General features: G+C 64.6%; 16 protein-coding genes. 7 read left to right on the forward strand and 9 right to left on the reverse strand.

The genetic code is table 11. The annotated features are described in order from the left end of the window. Positions 1-57: 57 nt before the first annotated feature. Both GJ698_RS29615 and GJ698_RS29620 read right to left on the reverse strand, forming a co-directional pair. On the reverse strand, positions 58-378 hold the full coding sequence (locus GJ698_RS29615; protein ID WP_154361447.1) for a chaperone modulator CbpM: 321 nt from the start codon (positions 376-378) through the stop codon (positions 58-60). Positions 379-380: 2 nt separating this feature from the next. Further along, positions 381-1,325, reverse strand: a complete 945-nt coding sequence (locus GJ698_RS29620; protein WP_371865475.1) for a DnaJ C-terminal domain-containing protein — start codon at positions 1,323-1,325, stop codon at positions 381-383. 200 nt (positions 1,326-1,525) lie between these two features. Between GJ698_RS29620 and GJ698_RS29625 the strand changes: the two genes are divergently transcribed. Beyond that, a complete protein-coding gene (locus GJ698_RS29625; protein WP_154361449.1) occupies positions 1,526-3,415 on the forward strand; it encodes a CocE/NonD family hydrolase in 1,890 nt (629 codons plus the stop codon). 10 nt (positions 3,416-3,425) lie between these two features. On the opposite strand, the gene GJ698_RS29630 is transcribed toward GJ698_RS29625, so the two are convergent. Further along, complete coding sequence (locus tag GJ698_RS29630; protein ID WP_154361450.1) at positions 3,426-4,139, reverse strand: O-methyltransferase; 714 nt, start codon at positions 4,137-4,139, stop codon at positions 3,426-3,428. Between the two features lie 146 nt (positions 4,140-4,285). Between GJ698_RS29630 and GJ698_RS29635 the strand changes: the two genes are divergently transcribed. Continuing rightward, positions 4,286-4,660, forward strand: coding sequence for a VOC family protein (locus GJ698_RS29635; RefSeq protein ID WP_154361451.1), 375 nt, complete (start codon positions 4,286-4,288; stop codon positions 4,658-4,660). Here the strand turns inward: GJ698_RS29635 and GJ698_RS29640 are convergent. Beyond that, positions 4,657-6,033: a reverse transcriptase family protein gene (locus GJ698_RS29640; protein ID WP_154361452.1), complete on the reverse strand. Its 1,377-nt coding sequence runs from the start codon at positions 6,031-6,033 to the stop codon at positions 4,657-4,659. The two genes, GJ698_RS29635 and GJ698_RS29640, sit on opposite strands and share 4 nt — an antisense overlap. A gap of 218 nt (positions 6,034-6,251) precedes the next feature. Then, on the reverse strand, positions 6,252-6,581 hold the full coding sequence (locus GJ698_RS29645; RefSeq protein ID WP_154361453.1) for a beta/gamma crystallin-related protein: 330 nt from the start codon (positions 6,579-6,581) through the stop codon (positions 6,252-6,254). Positions 6,582-6,674: 93 nt separating this feature from the next. Between GJ698_RS29645 and GJ698_RS29650 the strand changes: the two genes are divergently transcribed. Both GJ698_RS29650 and GJ698_RS29655 read left to right on the forward strand, forming a co-directional pair. After that, complete coding sequence (locus GJ698_RS29650) at positions 6,675-8,033, forward strand: MATE family efflux transporter (protein WP_154361454.1); 1,359 nt, start codon at positions 6,675-6,677, stop codon at positions 8,031-8,033. 118 nt (positions 8,034-8,151) lie between these two features. Next, positions 8,152-10,365, forward strand: coding sequence for a S9 family peptidase (locus tag GJ698_RS29655; RefSeq protein ID WP_154361455.1), 2,214 nt, complete (start codon positions 8,152-8,154; stop codon positions 10,363-10,365). Positions 10,366-10,428: 63 nt separating this feature from the next. On the opposite strand, the gene GJ698_RS29660 is transcribed toward GJ698_RS29655, so the two are convergent. Beyond that, entirely contained in the window at positions 10,429-10,629 is a 201-nt protein-coding gene (locus tag GJ698_RS29660) for a CsbD family protein (protein ID WP_110846884.1), read from the reverse strand. A 76-nt stretch (positions 10,630-10,705) separates the two neighbouring features. After that, positions 10,706-11,344, reverse strand: coding sequence for a class I SAM-dependent methyltransferase (locus GJ698_RS29665; RefSeq protein WP_154361456.1), 639 nt, complete (start codon positions 11,342-11,344; stop codon positions 10,706-10,708). 167 nt (positions 11,345-11,511) lie between these two features. On the opposite strand from GJ698_RS29665, the gene GJ698_RS29670 reads away from it, so the two are divergent. The 3 genes from GJ698_RS29670 to GJ698_RS29680 all read left to right on the forward strand — a co-directional run bounded on the left by GJ698_RS29670 (position 11,512) and on the right by GJ698_RS29680 (position 13,455). Continuing rightward, positions 11,512-12,102: a hypothetical protein gene (locus GJ698_RS29670; protein ID WP_154361457.1), complete on the forward strand. Its 591-nt coding sequence runs from the start codon at positions 11,512-11,514 to the stop codon at positions 12,100-12,102. A gap of 95 nt (positions 12,103-12,197) precedes the next feature. Next, positions 12,198-13,025 (forward strand): HDOD domain-containing protein, encoded by an 828-nt coding sequence (locus tag GJ698_RS29675; protein ID WP_154361458.1) that lies wholly within the window; start codon positions 12,198-12,200, stop codon positions 13,023-13,025. 151 nt (positions 13,026-13,176) lie between these two features. Then, positions 13,177-13,455, forward strand: coding sequence for a flagellar protein FliT (locus GJ698_RS29680; protein ID WP_154361459.1), 279 nt, complete (start codon positions 13,177-13,179; stop codon positions 13,453-13,455). Positions 13,456-13,578: 123 nt separating this feature from the next. Here GJ698_RS29680 and GJ698_RS29685 read toward each other — a convergent pair whose 3' ends face one another. Beyond that, positions 13,579-14,793, reverse strand: a complete 1,215-nt coding sequence (locus tag GJ698_RS29685; RefSeq protein WP_154361460.1) for an aspartate aminotransferase type Ic — start codon at positions 14,791-14,793, stop codon at positions 13,579-13,581. 105 nt (positions 14,794-14,898) lie between these two features. Beyond that, a partial coding sequence (locus GJ698_RS29690) for an LPXTG cell wall anchor domain-containing protein (protein ID WP_154361461.1) occupies positions 14,899-15,393 on the reverse strand: 495 nt, incomplete at its 5' end.

Consider the following 15,393-nt stretch of genomic DNA (forward strand, 5'->3'; position numbering starts at 1 on the left):
GCAAGCGCCCCAAGCCGCCGACCGCCGATGCGCCGGCCGGCCTGGCGGTGGCCGCGCCTATTTCACTCCGGCCGCGCTGAGCTTGCCGCGCAGGCGGCGGATTTCTTCCGACAGGTCGACCACCAGCGCCGCCACGTCGTCGTTGGCGTCGAAGGCGCGCTCGATCTGGCACAGCCGGCGCGCGCGCACCAGGTCGGCGCTGGTGAAGCGCCAGGCGGCGCTGTCGCTGTCGCCGTCCGCGCTGTCGTCCAGCAGGATGCCGGTGCGCACGCGCGCCACCACCCAGTCCGGCTCCACGGCGCAGGCTTGCGCCAGTTCTTGCAGCGTCAGCGCGGCGTCGTCGTCGATCACCACCGCGGTCAGGATTGCTGGTCCCATGGTCATCCTCCCGCGCGCGGATTGAAGGCCATCTCGCGCGCCATCGTTTGATACAGTTCGCGCGCCTTGTCGCTGGTGGCCGGCGGCAGCACCACTTCCAGCAGCAGATACAAGTCGCCCGCTTCCTTGCCGGGAATGCCGCGCGCGCGCAGGCGCAGCTTGCGCCCGCTTTGCGAGCCGGCCGGCACCGTCACGTTGACCTTGCCCGACGGCGTCGTCACTTCCACCTCGCCGCCCAACGCCAGTTCCCACGGTGCCACCGGCACCGTCTGGTAGACGTCGCGGCCGTCGACGCGGTAGCGCGCGTGCGGCCGGAACTGGATTTCCAGGTACAGATCGCCCGGCCCGGCGGCGCCCGGCTGGCCCTGGCCGCTCAGGCGCAACTGCTGGCCGGCGGTCACGCCTTTCGGGATGTTGACGCTGAGGTTGCGCTCGCGCGTGACGATGCGGTCCTGGGCGTCGCGCTCGGCCACCATCAGGCTGATGGTGCGGGTGGCGCCGGTGTAGCTGTCGGCCAGGTCGATGGTGATGCTGGCGTGGCTGTCGTCGCCGCGCTGCGGCGCCTGGCGGCGACGGCCGCCGCCGCCGAAGTTGGCGAACAGGTCGGAGAAGAAGTCGCTGTCGCCGCCAAAGCCGCCGCCCATGCCGCCGGGGCCGCCCGCGCCCGCGCCGCCGCCGAAGCCGCGGCCCCAGTCGGGCGGCGGCCGGAATTCCTGGCCGGCGCGGTACTGGTGGCCGCGCCCCAGTTCGTCGTAGGCGGCGCGTTTTTCGGCGTCGCCCAGCACGCCATAGGCTTCGTTGATGTCCTGGGTTTTGTTCTGGGCATCGGCTTCCTTGCTGACGTCCGGATGGTATTTCCGGACCAGCTTGCGGTAGGCCTTTTTGATTTCGTCCTCGGTGGCGGTCTTGGCTACCCCCAGGGTCTGGTAATAATCTTTGTATTCCACGCTGCGCGCTCCCTCATGCCGATGCGGCCGGCGCGTTGGCGCCAGCCTTTGTCTGCAGTTTACATCGAATCGGCCGGCCCCGCTGTCCGTCAGACGGGATGGACCAGGGCGGTTTGCAGTAGTTGCCGCGCTGCTATACTTAGCTGCCGCGCCGAGGCTGCGGCCCTTTCCCCACGGTCCATTTCAACAGGAGTCAGCTCTTGAAGCACAATCTCATCCGCTTGACCGCGCTCGCGCTGGTCGCCGCCCAGACCACGGCGGCGGCCCAGGATTACAGCAAGTACAGTCCCGCCGCGCTCGAAGCCGAACTGGCGCAAACCACCATTTCGCGGCTTGGCGTGATGGTGCCGATGCGCGACGGCGTGGCGCTGTCGACCGATATCTACACGCCGAAAAATGCGCCGGCGCACCAGCCGGTCATCCTGTGGAAAACGCCGTACAACGAACACAAGCTGGCCGGCCCGACGCTGCGCTATGTGCTGGAATCGGTCAAGCGCGGCTATACCTTCATCGTCCAGAACGAGCGCGGCCGCTATTTCTCGGAAGGCAAATGGGAAATCCTCGGCCAGCCGCGCACCGACGGCTACGACGCCCTGAGCTGGATCGCCAAGCAGCCCTGGTCGAACGGCAAGGTCGGCACGCTGGGCTGCTCGTCGTCGGCCGAATGGCAGCTGGCGCTGGCCGGCATGAACCATCCGGCCCACGCCGCCATGGTGCCGATGTCGGCCGGCGCCGGTATCGGCAAGGTGGGCCGCTTCCAGGAACAGGGCAACTGGTACACCGGCGGCGTGCCGCGCAACCTGTTCTTCGTCTGGCTGTACGGCGTCGACAATCCGCTGCGGGCGCAGTTGCCGGCCGCGCTGACGGACGAGAAGCTGCGCGCGCGCATCGAGGCCTATAACGACCTGGAAGTGCACAAGCCGAAGGTGGACTGGGCCAGGCAGCTCAAGCATCTGCCGGTCAACCAGATCCTCACCTCGCTGGGCGAACCGCCGGCGACGTTCGAGCAATTCATCGACCGCACGCCGGCCGATCCGGCCTGGCAACAGGGCGGCCTGTACCACGAAGGCATGGGCTGGGGCGTGCCGGCGCTATGGTTCAACACCTGGTACGACGTGTCGGTCGGCCCGAATCTTGAGCTGTTCAATGCGGCGCGCGCGGCCAACACGGACCCGGAGGCCAGCGCCAACCAGTACACGGTGGTGGCGCCGGTGGCGCACTGCAAATATGCCAGCCTCGGACCGGACACTGTCGTCGGCGAGCGCAACCTGGGCGACACCAGTTTCAACGTCGACGCCGCGATCTATTCGTGGTTCGACCGCTGGCTGAAGGGCGACGCCAAGGCCTTCCCGGCTTCGACGCCGCACGTGCGCTATTACATGATGGGCGCCAACCGCTGGCAGGAGGCGGCGCAGTGGCCGCCGCAAACCGCTCGCCCCCTGCGCCTGTATCTGCGCTCCAACGGCCACGCCAACAGCCTGAATGGCGACGGCCGCCTGGCGCCCGAGGCGGCGCAGGCCGCCGAGGCCGCCGACCGCTACCGCTATGATCCGATGAATCCGGTGCAGACCATCGGCGGCGGCGACTGCTGCAATGGCGGCGTGGTGATCCCGGGCGCCTTCGACCAGCGCCCGATCGAAGCGCGCAACGATGTGCTGGTCTACACCAGCGACCCGCTGCCGGCCCCGCTCGACGTGGCCGGCTTCGTGGACGCGGTGCTGAAAGTCTCGTCCAGCGCCAAGGACACGGACTTCGCGGTGAAGCTGGTCGACGTGGCGCCGGACGGCACGGCCTGGATCATCGGCGACACCATTTTCCGCGCGCGTTACCGCAACGGCTACGACAAGCCGGAGATGATGACGCCCGGCGCCGTCTACACCATCCACCCGACGCCGATCACCACCGCCATCCAGTTCGGCAAGGGCCACCGCATCCGCGTCGAAGTGACGTCGTCGAACTTCCCCAAGTTCGTGCGCAACCTCAACACGGGCGGACCGAACGAAAGCGAGAAGGATGGCGTGGTGGCCGATAACGTCATCCACCATGGCGGCGAGGCGCAGAGCTACATCGAGCTGCCCGTGCTGCACTGAGCGCGGCGGCTTACACCATGACGGTGAACTCCACGCCGGATGCGAAATCCAGCGTGGAGGACGAAAATTGCCGGCTGGCGCTGAGGTACCGCCTGAAGTCGGCGACCTCGTCCTGGGCGGTGTACATATGATCGGTAATCACCACCGAGCCTGGTTGCAGAAATGCTTCCAGGCGCTGGAACATCTTCAGGTACAGCGTCGACCAGACGTCCATGAAGACCAGATCGAAGTGGCCTGCCAGGTTGTTGAACAGCTCGAACGCATCGCCCTCCCACACCGCCACCAGCGATGCGACGCCGGCGATGTTGAGGTGCTCCTTCAGCTTGCGGCACTTCATGCTGTCGAGCTCGCTGGCGATCATTTCTCCTTTGCCCAGTTGCTGCAGCGCGCTTGCCAGGTAGAGCGTGGACACGCCGTACGAGCTGCCCAGTTCCAGGATGCGTGCGGGGCGGCGCATCAAGGTCAGGTTGTAAAGGAAGCGGCCCATGTCTTCCGAAATCGCCAGCGACATGGTCGTGCCTTGCGCGCTTTGCGCGTCGGCGCTGGAGAAGCCGTGCTGTTTTAAAAACTTCCCTTTCCGGCTGGGCAGCATGCCCAGGTATTGTCTCAGGCGTCTGGAAAATTCTTCGTCCGTGCCGCGGAACTGCGCGCGCGCCCGGGCGAACGATTGGCCTTCGCTTTGTTCATGCAACTCCTGCAGCAGCGAAATCGTCGAAAAACGCATTGTTCCTCCATCTCGGTTCATGGGCATGCCTCTGCAGCCTCCCGATGGATGACGTTGCATGCGAAGGAATATTGTTTTGTCTGCTGACAGAAACTGACAGGGGCCGCCCCTACACTGAAGTTCCTTTTTTTGAATTGGAACTCAGCATGAAATTCGCATCCGTCCGTCTTGTGACCGAGCAGTTCGAGGCGCTCCTCGCCTTCTATCAACAATTATCCGGCGTCGAGCCGGCGCGGCTGGCCGAAGGCTTTGCGCAGGTGCACTTCGATGGTGTGTTGCTGGCGATTGCGGCGCAGGAGCTGGTGACCCGCTTCAACGCCGGCGCGGCTGTCGCCGGCGCCAACCGCTCGGCGATCCTGGAGTTCGAGGTGGACGATGTGGCGGCGGTGGGCGAGCGGCTGGTGCGGGACAACGCCGAGATCGTGATGCCGGCGACGCGCATGCCGTGGGGGAATCTGTCGCTGCTGGCGCGCGATCCCGACGGCAATCTGGTCAACATCTTTTCGCGGCCGGCCGCCTAGCGCCAGACGATGGCGTCGGCCAGCCGCTGCAGGCGCGCCGCGCGCTGGGCGTTGACCATCTTGACGTAGGAAATCCTGCCGGCCAGGTAGGCGCGGAAGTCGGCGCGGCCGTCGCGGTTCTGCGAGGCCGGGCCGTGGCGCACGCAGTTGGTCAGCGTGGCTTTCAGTTGGTCGTAGTCGTCGCGGGCGATGTTGGGATGGCGGTTGATGACCACGCCTGTCACCTGCTGGCGCGTGCCTTCGCGCATCAGCCGGGTCTTGCGGGTGTTGACGCGGAAGCCTTCTTCCAGCGCGATGGCGGCGACCTGGAGGTGGAAGCGGTCCGCCGCGCGGGCGAAATTGCGGTCGCCGGAAAACACCAGGTCGTCGGCATAGCGGCTGTACCTTGCGCCCAGCGATTGCGCCAGCGTTTCGAGGCGGATATCGAGCCGGTATGCGCACAGGTTGGCCAGTGCCGGCGAGCATGGCGAACCTTGCGGCAGGTGCGGCGATTTCAGCGCCTGGCGTTCGCTCCACGTCACGGCCTCGGCCACCTGGCGCTCGCGCAACGCGCTGGTCGGCGTGCGGTTCACGCACAGGCGCGCCAGCAGGCCGGCCACTTGCTCGGGATAGCCCAGCTTGTCAAACAACGCCACGATGCGCGCGTACTGGATGCTGGGGAAGAAGTCCTTCAGGTCCATGCGGATTACCGTGTGGCGGCCGGCGTGCAGCGCGGCGTGCGTGACGCTGGAGCGGCCGCGCCGGAAGCCGTGGGCGGCGGCGTGCGGCGGCGCCAGGTCCAGTATCCGGCGCAGGATTTGTTGCTGGATGCGCCGCAGCCGCGCCTTGGGAATTTCGATCAGGCGCAGGCCGCCGCTACGCTTGGGCACCCAGCGGTAGTGGTAGTGCTGCAGCCGCGCTTGTTCGCCGGGTGGCAATCGCCATTGGTCGGCCAGCCAGCCGAGTGCGCCGACCGGTTCGTCCAGCCAGGCCGCCAGCGCGCCGACGCTGTGGAGCGGCGGCAGTCCGAGCGCGGCCAGCCAGTCGGCCTGCGGCGGACGAAGCGGCGGATCGGTGCAGTAGCGCCGCACCGGCGGCAGCACCGTGACGAGCGGCGCGGCGTCGGCGTCGGCGTCGGCGTCGGCGTCGGCGTCGGCCCCATCGTGCTCTTGCGCGGGCGTGAACAGTTGCCGCAGCAGGTCGGCGATTTCGTGCCGGCTGAAGTGGTGGAAGTCGGCGCCGGTGCGCGCCAGCAGCGCCGCGCACACTGGCGGCGCCCACGGCTGCGACGCGCCGAACACGCGGGTGCAGGCGGCGACCTGGCCCGCCAGGCTGGCTTCGGCGGCAAGCAGGGTGTCGGCCAGCGCCAGCAACGTCAGTTTTTCGATGGCCATGCGCAGTGGTAGGGGCGGAGCGCCTTCAACGAGTCTCGTGATGCGTGAGCTGTCTTGCGCGGTAGCGCAACGGGGCTCAGGCGGCGAAGTGCTGAACAACAAATATCCCACGGGGTAGCCCCGCAGAGGCTGTCCCTGCACGCGGCAAGAACAGGCCGGCTTGAAAGGTCCGCCCCGCCGCCACAGTAGCGGAGTTTTAGTTAAAAATCAACACACCCTTAGCGGACGGCGCCCTTGGCGCGCTTGGCCTCGACTTCGCGCACCGAGGAAATCATATTGTTGAAGCCTTTCAGCTCGGCGTATTCGCCTTCCGGCAGGATCAGACATTTGCCGTGGTAGTGCTTTTCCGCGCACACTTCCCACGTGCCCTTGTGCACGATGACGCTGGAGGTCTTGTCGTTGAAGCCTTGCAGGTCCAGGTCCGGCACCGCCTCGTGCAGCGTGATCGCCGGCCCGCCCAGGTGCTCGCGCGTGTACAGCGTGATGTCGCCGGCGCAAACGCTGGAACAAACGGCGCCGAGGGCGGCCGCGGCGAGGATTTTCTGCATGAAGGTCTCCGAATTCGGGCTGAACGAGCATGATAGCGCGCAAAACTGTTAGCAACCCAGTAAAATTGTGCGTTTCTGTAACGCCTTTCCCCGATGCCGCATACCTTTACCTTTCCCAACATCCGCCGCGAAATCGCCGCCCTGTGGCAACTGGCCTGGCCGGTGCTGGTCGGCCAGCTGGCCACGGTCGGCATGGGCGTGGCCGACGTCGCCATGACCGGCCACACCAGCGCCGACGAACTGGCGGCCGTGTCGCTGGGAGCGTCGGTGTGGGCCATCATCCTGGTGACGGTCAGCGGCGTGATGATGGCGATTAACAGCATCGTCGCCCACGACGTCGGCGCCGGCGCCCTGGACAAGGTGCCGCACGCGGTGCGCCAGGCGCTGTGGAAGGCGCTGGCGGTCGGCCTGGCGGCGGCGGCGCTGGCCAACCTGGCCACGCTGGTGTTCGATTACCTGTACCTGACGCCGCACGTGCACCGGCAGGCGTCGCTGTTTGTCCACATCATCAGCATCGGCCTGCCGCCGTTTGCCGCCTACCGCGCGCTGTACGGCTACAGCACCAGCATCAACCAGACCAAGCCGGTGATGGTGATCGCCATACTCGGCCTGCTGTTCAATGTCTTCGTCAACTGGCTGCTGGTGTTCGGCCACTGGGGCCTGCCGGCGCTGGGCGGCGTCGGTTGCGCGGTGTCGACCGGGCTGTGCATGTGGCTGATGCTGGCGGCCATGATTATCTGGCTGCGCGTCGCGCCGGCCTACCGCGCCACCTATCCGTTCGCCCACTGGGAGTGGCCGCGCTGGGCCGAGATCGCGCCGATGCTGCGCCTCGGGCTGCCGATCGGCGTCACCTATTTTGCCGAGGTCAGCGCGTTTGGCGCGGTCAGCCTGCTGGTGGCGCGCTACGGCGTGGTGGAGATTTCCGCGCACCAGATCGCACTCAACTTCAGCTCGCTCACCTTCATGGTGCCGCTCAGCTTTGGCATTGCGCTGATCACCCGCGTCGGCCAGGCCATGGGCGAAGGCCAGCCGGTGCGGGCGCGTTTCGTGGCCTGGATCGGGGTCGGCATGTCGCTGGCGTTCGGCGTGCTGTCGGCGCTGCTGATGGTGCTGTGCCGCCACCAGATCGCCGCCGCCTACACCTCCGATCCGGCGGTGCAGGCGCTGTGCGCCTACCTGCTGGTGTTTGCCGCGCTGTTCCAGCTGTCGGACGCCACCCAGGTGGCAACCTCCAGCGCCATCCGCGGCTACAAGGTGACGCGCGCGCCGATGCTGATCCAGCTGCTGGCGTTCTGGGGCGTCGCGCTGCCGCTCGGTTGCTGGCTGGGCCTGGGCCACGACATGGCGGCGGCCGGCTTCTGGATCGGTCTGACCATCGGCCTGACGGTGGCGGCCGTGCTGCTCAGCTGGGCGCTGGCGCGGCTGTCGGCGCAGCGCGTGCGCGACGCTTGACCGAAGGAAAAACGGTTTTCCGGCACGGATTCAGAATCTTGCTGTCTCGCCATGGCCGTTCCGGTCTGGTATCGTCTTGGATTCTTTAACTGAGAGTTAACCGAGGGATATCGCCCACATGCGCTTCATACTTTGCTTCCTTGCCCTGCTGGCCGGCGCCAACGCCTCCGCCGAAAAACTGACCCTGGACCGCATCCACAACGATCCGTCGCTGAGCGGTCCCGGTGTGCGCAGCCTGAAAGTGTCGCCCGACGGCGCCCGCGTCACCTTCCTGCGCGGCCGCGACGACAACCAGTTCCAGCTCGACCTGTGGGAATACAACCTCAAGGACAAGACCACGCACCGCCTGGTCGATTCCAAGACCCTGGTGCCGGAAGAGAACCTGTCGGATGCCGAGAAGGCCCGCCGCGAGCGCGCCCGCACCGCCAGCCTGAAGGGCATCCTGAGCTACAGCTGGTCGCCGGACGGCAAGCGCCTGCTGGTGCCGATCGCCGGCAACCTGTACCTGATCGACGCCGCCAAGCCGGACCAGGCGCGCATGGTCGCCTCGGGCAATGTGCTCGATCCGAAAATTTCGCCGCAAGGCCGCTACGTCTCCTTCGTGCGCGACCAGAACCTGTTCGTCATCGACCTGAGCACCGGCAAAGAGAAGCAGCTGACCACCGACGGCAAGGGCACCATCCACAACGCCGAAGCCGAGTTCGTGGCGCAGGAAGAAATGGCGCAGACCACCGGCTACTACTGGGCGCCGGACGATTCCGCCATCGCCTACAAGCGTTACGACGAAGCGCCGGTGCCGGTGGTGCGCCGCTTTGAAATCTTCGCCGACCGCACCGAAGTGGTCGAGCAGCGCTACCCTGCCGCCGGCGATCCGAACGTGCTGGTCGAGCTGAAAATCGTCTCGCCGGTCAGCGGCGACATCCGCGACGTGGCGCTGGGCGGCAACCAGGACATCTACCTGGTGCGCGCCGACTGGAGCGCCAACAGCAAGGCGCTGCTGTTCCAGCGCCAGACCCGCGACCAGAAGAAACTGGAACTGGTGTCGGTGGACGCCGCCACGCTGGCGCAGAAAGTGCTGATCACCGAAACCTCGCCGACCTGGGTCAGCATCTTCGACGACCTGCGCTTCCTGGCGGATAACAAGGGCTTCGTCTGGTCGTCGGAACGCAGCGGCCGCAAGCACCTGTACCTGTACGACATGAACGGCACGCTGAAGCACGCCATCACCAAGGGTGAATGGGGCATCGACCGCCTGCTGGCGCTGGACGAGAAAAAAGGCCTGGTGTACGTCGCCTCCAACCGCGATGCGGTGATCGACAGCCAGACCTATTCGCTGAAACTGGACGGCAGCACCGCCGACAAGCCGACCCGCGTCACCCAGGGCGACGGCTGGCACGATTCGTCGTTCGCCCGCAATGGCGAAGTGTTTGTCGACACCTACTCCAGCCCGGACACGCCGCCGCAAGTGAGCATCCGCCGTCCGGACGGCGCCATGATCGAATGGCTGGAACACAACGAGCTGAACGCCAACCACCCGTACGCCAAGTACCTGGATGCGCACCTGAAAACCGAATACGGCACGCTGAAAGCCAAGGACGGCCAGACGCTGTACTACTCGATCATCAAGCCTAGCGGCTTCGACGCATCGAAGAAGTATCCGGTGTTCCTGTCGACCTACGGCGGCCCGCACTCGCAGCACGTGTCGCGTCGCTGGGGCAACTTCTTCGACCAGTACATGGCGCAGCAAGGCTTCGTGGTGTGGCGCCTGGATAACCGTGGCGCCTCCCGCCGCGAACGCGCCTTCACCGATGCCAACTACCATCAGCTGGGCCGCGTCGAAGTGGAAGATCAGCTGACCGGCGTGGAATGGCTGGGCAAGCAGAGCTTCGTGGATGCCAAGCGCATCGGCGTGTTCGGCTGGAGCTATGGCGGCTTCATGACGCTGCGTCTGCTGGCCGAAGCGTCGGACAAGATCGCGATGGGCGTTTCGGTTGCGCCGGTCACCGACTGGTCGCTGTACGACACGCACTACACCGAGCAGTTCATGGGCACGCCGAAGGAAAACGCGGCTGGCTATGACTACAGCGGCGTATACTCGCATCTGGATGGCCTGAAGTCGCCGCTGCTGCTGATGCACGGCATGGCCGATGACAACGTACTGTTCACCAACACCACGCGCATGATCGACGCGCTGGTCAAGCGTAACGTGCACTTCGAGCTGATGACCTACCCTGGCGCCAAGCACGGCATCTCCGGCCGCGCGCCGCAGCGTCACGTGTACGGCAACATCGAGGCCTTCTTCAAGAAGAACTTGAAGCCCGAGTCGAACTAACTGTTCGCCCAACAAAAACAGCCGCTGAAAAGCGGCTGTTTTTACATCAGCGCCAGCTAGGAATTAGCGGTTGCCTTTGTTGATGTCGTTCACGGTATCCTTGACGGCTTCCTTGGCGTCGCCGTAGCCCTTCTGGACTTTACCTTCCGCCTGTTTGTTCAGGCCCTTGGCTTGCTGTTCCGAGCTACCGACCAGTTTGCCGGCTTCTTCCTGAATTTTACCGCCGACGTCTTTCAGCGTACCTTTGACTTGATCCTTGTTCATAATGAACTCCTTGTAGTAGCTAGAGGGCACACAGCCCAGTGCTGTGTGCATAGAGTTCACTATAGGCCGCTGACGATCAAACTTCTGTGCGCTCGCGAACGCTGCGCCAAACACTGGCCAACCATGGCTGTTGCTCGCGCGGCAGACCGCTTGGCCGGTAGTAATGTTGGACCGCGACAAAGCCTGCTGCGGTCAGGTAACGCTCCCAGGTTTCGTAATCGTAGTAGCTGCCGTAGCGCGGACCGTTCCAGCCTTCGCTGTTGTCGCCGCGCGGATTGGAGCTGAACAGCACGCCGCCGGTTTTCAGTGCGCCATGCAAGTTGCGCAGCACCTGCGGCAGCGCCGCGCTGGGCACATGGAACAGCGAGGCGTTGGCGTAAATGCCGTCGAAATATTCGGCCGGCAAATCCAGCTGGACGAAGTCCTGCTGCCACACTTCGCAACCGCTGTAGGCGCACGCCATCTCGACGAACTTCGCCGAGCCATCGATGCCGATCGGTTCGTGCCCCATTTGCCTGAACGTTTTCAAGTCCCTGCCCGGTCCGCAGCCCAGGTCCAGCAGGCGAAACGGCGCAGGCGCCTCGATCGCATCCAGCAAGGCAGCGATGTTCTGGCTCACGTCGTGATCGATGGTCCCGGCAAAAAACTGCTCCGCCGTGCGCTCGTAATGGCGCAGCGTGGTTTGTGTAATGTCTTCAATGTTGTCGGTAGTCATGACGGGAGTATATAGGTAGGGGCTGTGTTCTCACTGTGTGCGGCAACCTTACTATTTTGCTCGCCTATTTCTAACTATTTTCGACTAAGTTGAACTTTGTGCAGTGCACCGTGGTCTAACGAGTACAGATTCTGCGAAATTAGATCATTTTAGTAGGGAGAAATAGTATGGATCCCGCACACATCGATTTCATACCACCGGCCACGCGCTCCGCACTGCAGAGCTTCCTTGCCCGCACGCGGAGTACGCTGTCGCTGACGGAGGCCATTGCCGCTGCGGTCGAGCTGTGGATTGCGCAGCAAACCGCCGCCGCGCGCCTGTCGCAGCGCGGCTACCAATGGAAGCAGCTGTTCCTGCCAGACACCACCACGCTGCGCATGACCTACAAGGAAATGACTTTTTACGCCAAGGTGGTCGATGATGAAATCATCTTTCGCGGCCACGCGGTGTCGCCCTCGCAAATGGCGAACAAGGTCGCCGGCGACGGCCGCAACGCCTGGCGCGACCTGTGGCTGCTGCTGCCGAACGAGCGCAACTGGGTCAACGCGGCGACGCTGCGTGCGCAGATCGCCAGGCGCCTCGACCAGCAACCGCTGTCGCCGGCCGAAGCCATCACCGAGGCGGCCAAGGCCATGAACACCACGCTGAACGCCGCCATGCTGCTGATCCAGCACGTCGACCACCAGTCCACCACCATCGTCGAGCGCCGCCTGCCGAAAAACCGCCGGGAATACGACCTGATGGAAGACGTTCACTGAAAAGCGACGAAAGGGCACCAAACCTCTTCTGTCATTCGAGGAATCCCTATATAGTTAGCTTATAGCAACGCGACTATTACCCCCAGGAGATAAATATGAAACTTGATGCCCTGTTCCAGAATCCAACTGCGTTGCCTACCGCGCCCAAGGTCGTGGAAGAGCTGATCAGCAGTTTCGACAAGGCCAGCGTCTCGACCGAAGAGATCGCAAAGAAATTGTCGACGGACCCGGTACTGAGCGCCAAGCTGCTGCGCCTGGCCAATTCGGCCTACTACCACGTGTCGCGCAGCATCGGCACCGTCGAAGACGCCGTGTTGATGCTCGGCTTCGTCACCGTGCGCACGCTGGTCATCAGCTCCGGCCTGGTCAGCGGTTTCAAGACCGTCCCCGGCCTCGACCTGAAGCAGTTCTGGAAATACAGCCTGCACACCGCCGTCTCGGCCAAGTGGATCGCCAAGAAAACCAAGGAAAACACCGACCTCGCCTTCACCATCGGCATGATGCACGCCATCGGCCAGCTGGTGATCCACTCGGCCGCGCCGGAACAGGCGATGGCGCTCGACAAGGTCGCCGGTCCGATGGACGCGCGCCGCCTGGACGCTGAGCAGGCTTCGCTGGGCTACACCTTCGCCGACGTCGGCGCCGAGCTGGCCAAGCGCTGGAAATTCCCGGTCGCCTTCTCGGAAACCATCCTGGCCTTCCCGGAACCGCACCACAACGGCGAACTGAACCGTTTGGCCGCCGTGGTTTCGCTGGCCGCCTGGCGCGCCCGCGTCGACCTGGCCGGCCTCAACGAAGAGGAAATCGCTGCCTGCTACCCGGTCGACCTGGCCGAGGAACTGGGACTGGAAGACAACGCCCTGATCGACGACATGCCGCCGCCGGACGAACTGAGCGCCGGCCTGGAAGAGCTGGTCAAATAATCAAGTTTTAGCTCTAAGACATCGAAATCCGCCTGTTTTTTACTGCAGGCGGATTTTTTTCAAATTATTTTCAAAAAACCCTAAAGTTCCCGCTCAAGGCGACGTTAATCAGGACATGCGGTACTCCGCGTCAACTTAGCCAGGTGGGATTATGACCTCTTCCGAAGTCCTCTCGATGTACGAAAACATTGCCGGTTTGACCAATCAAATGGCGGCTGCCGCGCGCATGGGAGATCTGGACCGCCTGGGCAAACTGGAAACCGAATGCGCGACCGAAGCGCGCGCCGCCAGCACCGGCGTCGCCGCCACGAGCGGCGCCCAGCGCCTGCGCAAGATCGACCTGCTGAAACAGATTCTGGCCAACGACCGCGAAATCCGCGACCTGACCGATCCATGGATGAACACCATCCCAGGCATGACGCCACAATAAGCTGCCAAAGAAAGCAAAAAAGCGCCAAGATCGGCGCTTTTTTTTCGTCCGCGTGAGCCGCAAAGTCCTTGGAGCCGAGGGGTCTGACCCTGCGGGTCAGACCCCTGCATGCCGCCGTGCGGGTCAAGCAGCCAACGCCACCCGCAGCGACAACGCAATCCCCCGCGCCGCCTGATTAATCTCATCCAGCGATGGGAAGCTAGGCGCAATACGAATATGACGATCCTTGGGGTCCAGCCCATACGGGAACGCCGCCCCAGCCGGCGTCAACGTAATGCCCGCCTCCTTGGCCAGCGCCACGGTACGCTTGGCCGCGCCGTCCGGGGTAATCAGATCGATGAAATAACCGCCCTCCGGATGCGTCCACGACACGCCCGGCACATCGCCCAGCAGCGCCTGGAACTGCGCCAGCACCGCATCGAACTTCGGCTTCAGCAGCTGACGATGCTGCTCCATCAGCGCCTCGACGGTCGGCAAATCCTTCAGGAAGCGCACATGGCGCAGCTGATTGATCTTGTCCGGGCCGATGCTGCGTATTCCCGCATGCCTGGTCCACCACGCCACATTGGCCGGCGACGCCGCCAGCGCCGCCACGCCCGAACCGGCCCAGCTCACCTTGGACGACGACGCAAACACAATCGCGCGGTCCGGGTTGCCGGCCTTGGCGCACGCCGCCAGAATGCTGGCCACCGCCAGCTTCGTCTCGCCCAGGTGGTGGAAGCGGTACGCGTCATCCCACATCAGGCGGAAGTCCGGCGCCGCCGTCTTCATCGCCGCCAGACGCGCCACCACCTGGTCCGAAAACACCACGCCGCCCGGATTGCTGTACTTCGGCACGATCCACATGCCCTTGATGCTGGCGTCCTCGGCCACCAGTTTCTCCACCAGGTCCATGTCCGGACCGTCGGCGTTCATCGGAATATTGATCATCTTGATGCCGCGCGCCTCGCAGATGGCGAAGTGGCGGTCGTAGCCCGGCACCGGACACAGGAACGTCACCGGATGCTGCACCCACGGCGCATGGCCCGGCACGCCGTTCAGCAAGCTGTAGATGATCACGTCATGCATCAGCGACAGGCTGGAGCTGCTGTCGACCACCACCTGCGCGGCCGACACGTCCAGCAATTCGGCAAACAGCGCGCGTGCTTCCGGCAGGCCGATGGTGCCGCCGTAGTTGCGGGCGTCGGTGCCGTCGGCGGCCTTGTAGGTGTCGAGCGCGTCCATCAGCGCGTTGGACAAGTCCAGTTGCTCCGGCGACGGTTTGCCGCGCGACATATCGAGTTTAAGGCCGAGTTGCTGGAAGGCTTGGTACTGTGCTGAATGATCTGCTGCGCTCATGGGGAGTGTCTCTCTCTGGTGGGAAAATAGCGCCAAACACTATACCCCAGATTGACTGAGCGAAGGCAGAGCTTCCAGCTATAAGCTTATGCGCTTACCGCATGACTAGGCGACCGATTCCGGCGTCGCCTCGGCCGCCGGTTCGGCCGCTGCTTCCGGCGCGGTCTTCTTGCGGAAGCCCTGCCAGATCTTCAGTGGTCCGCTGCCGGATTTTTTCTTGCGCCACCAGAAGAAGCCGGCGCCGAGCAGCGCCAGCAGGCCGATGCCGCCTGCGGCCAGCGGCATGGTGTAGTCGGTCGCTTGTTCGACCGGCTTTTCTTTTTTGTACTTCAGCTTGGGCAGCACGCGCACCTGCTTGACCGGCCCGCTCGGCACCGAAGCCGCCGCGCTGGCACCAGCGCTGGCACCCGCGCTCGCCTCCGCCGATGCCGCCTTGGCCGCATGCGCCTCCGTCTCGCCCTGCGCCGCCATGCTGGCCGACGCCGAAGCAGCCGACGACGACGCGGACGCTGCCGCCGGCGCCGAGGCCGCAACCTTGGCTGCCGCCGACGCTGCCGGTGCAGCCGCCATAGCCGACGAAGCCGAATGCGCCGCCGGCGC

The organism is Duganella aquatilis (assembly GCF_009674565.1).
GTDB classification, from domain to species: domain Bacteria; phylum Pseudomonadota; class Gammaproteobacteria; order Burkholderiales; family Burkholderiaceae_D; genus Rugamonas; species Rugamonas aquatilis.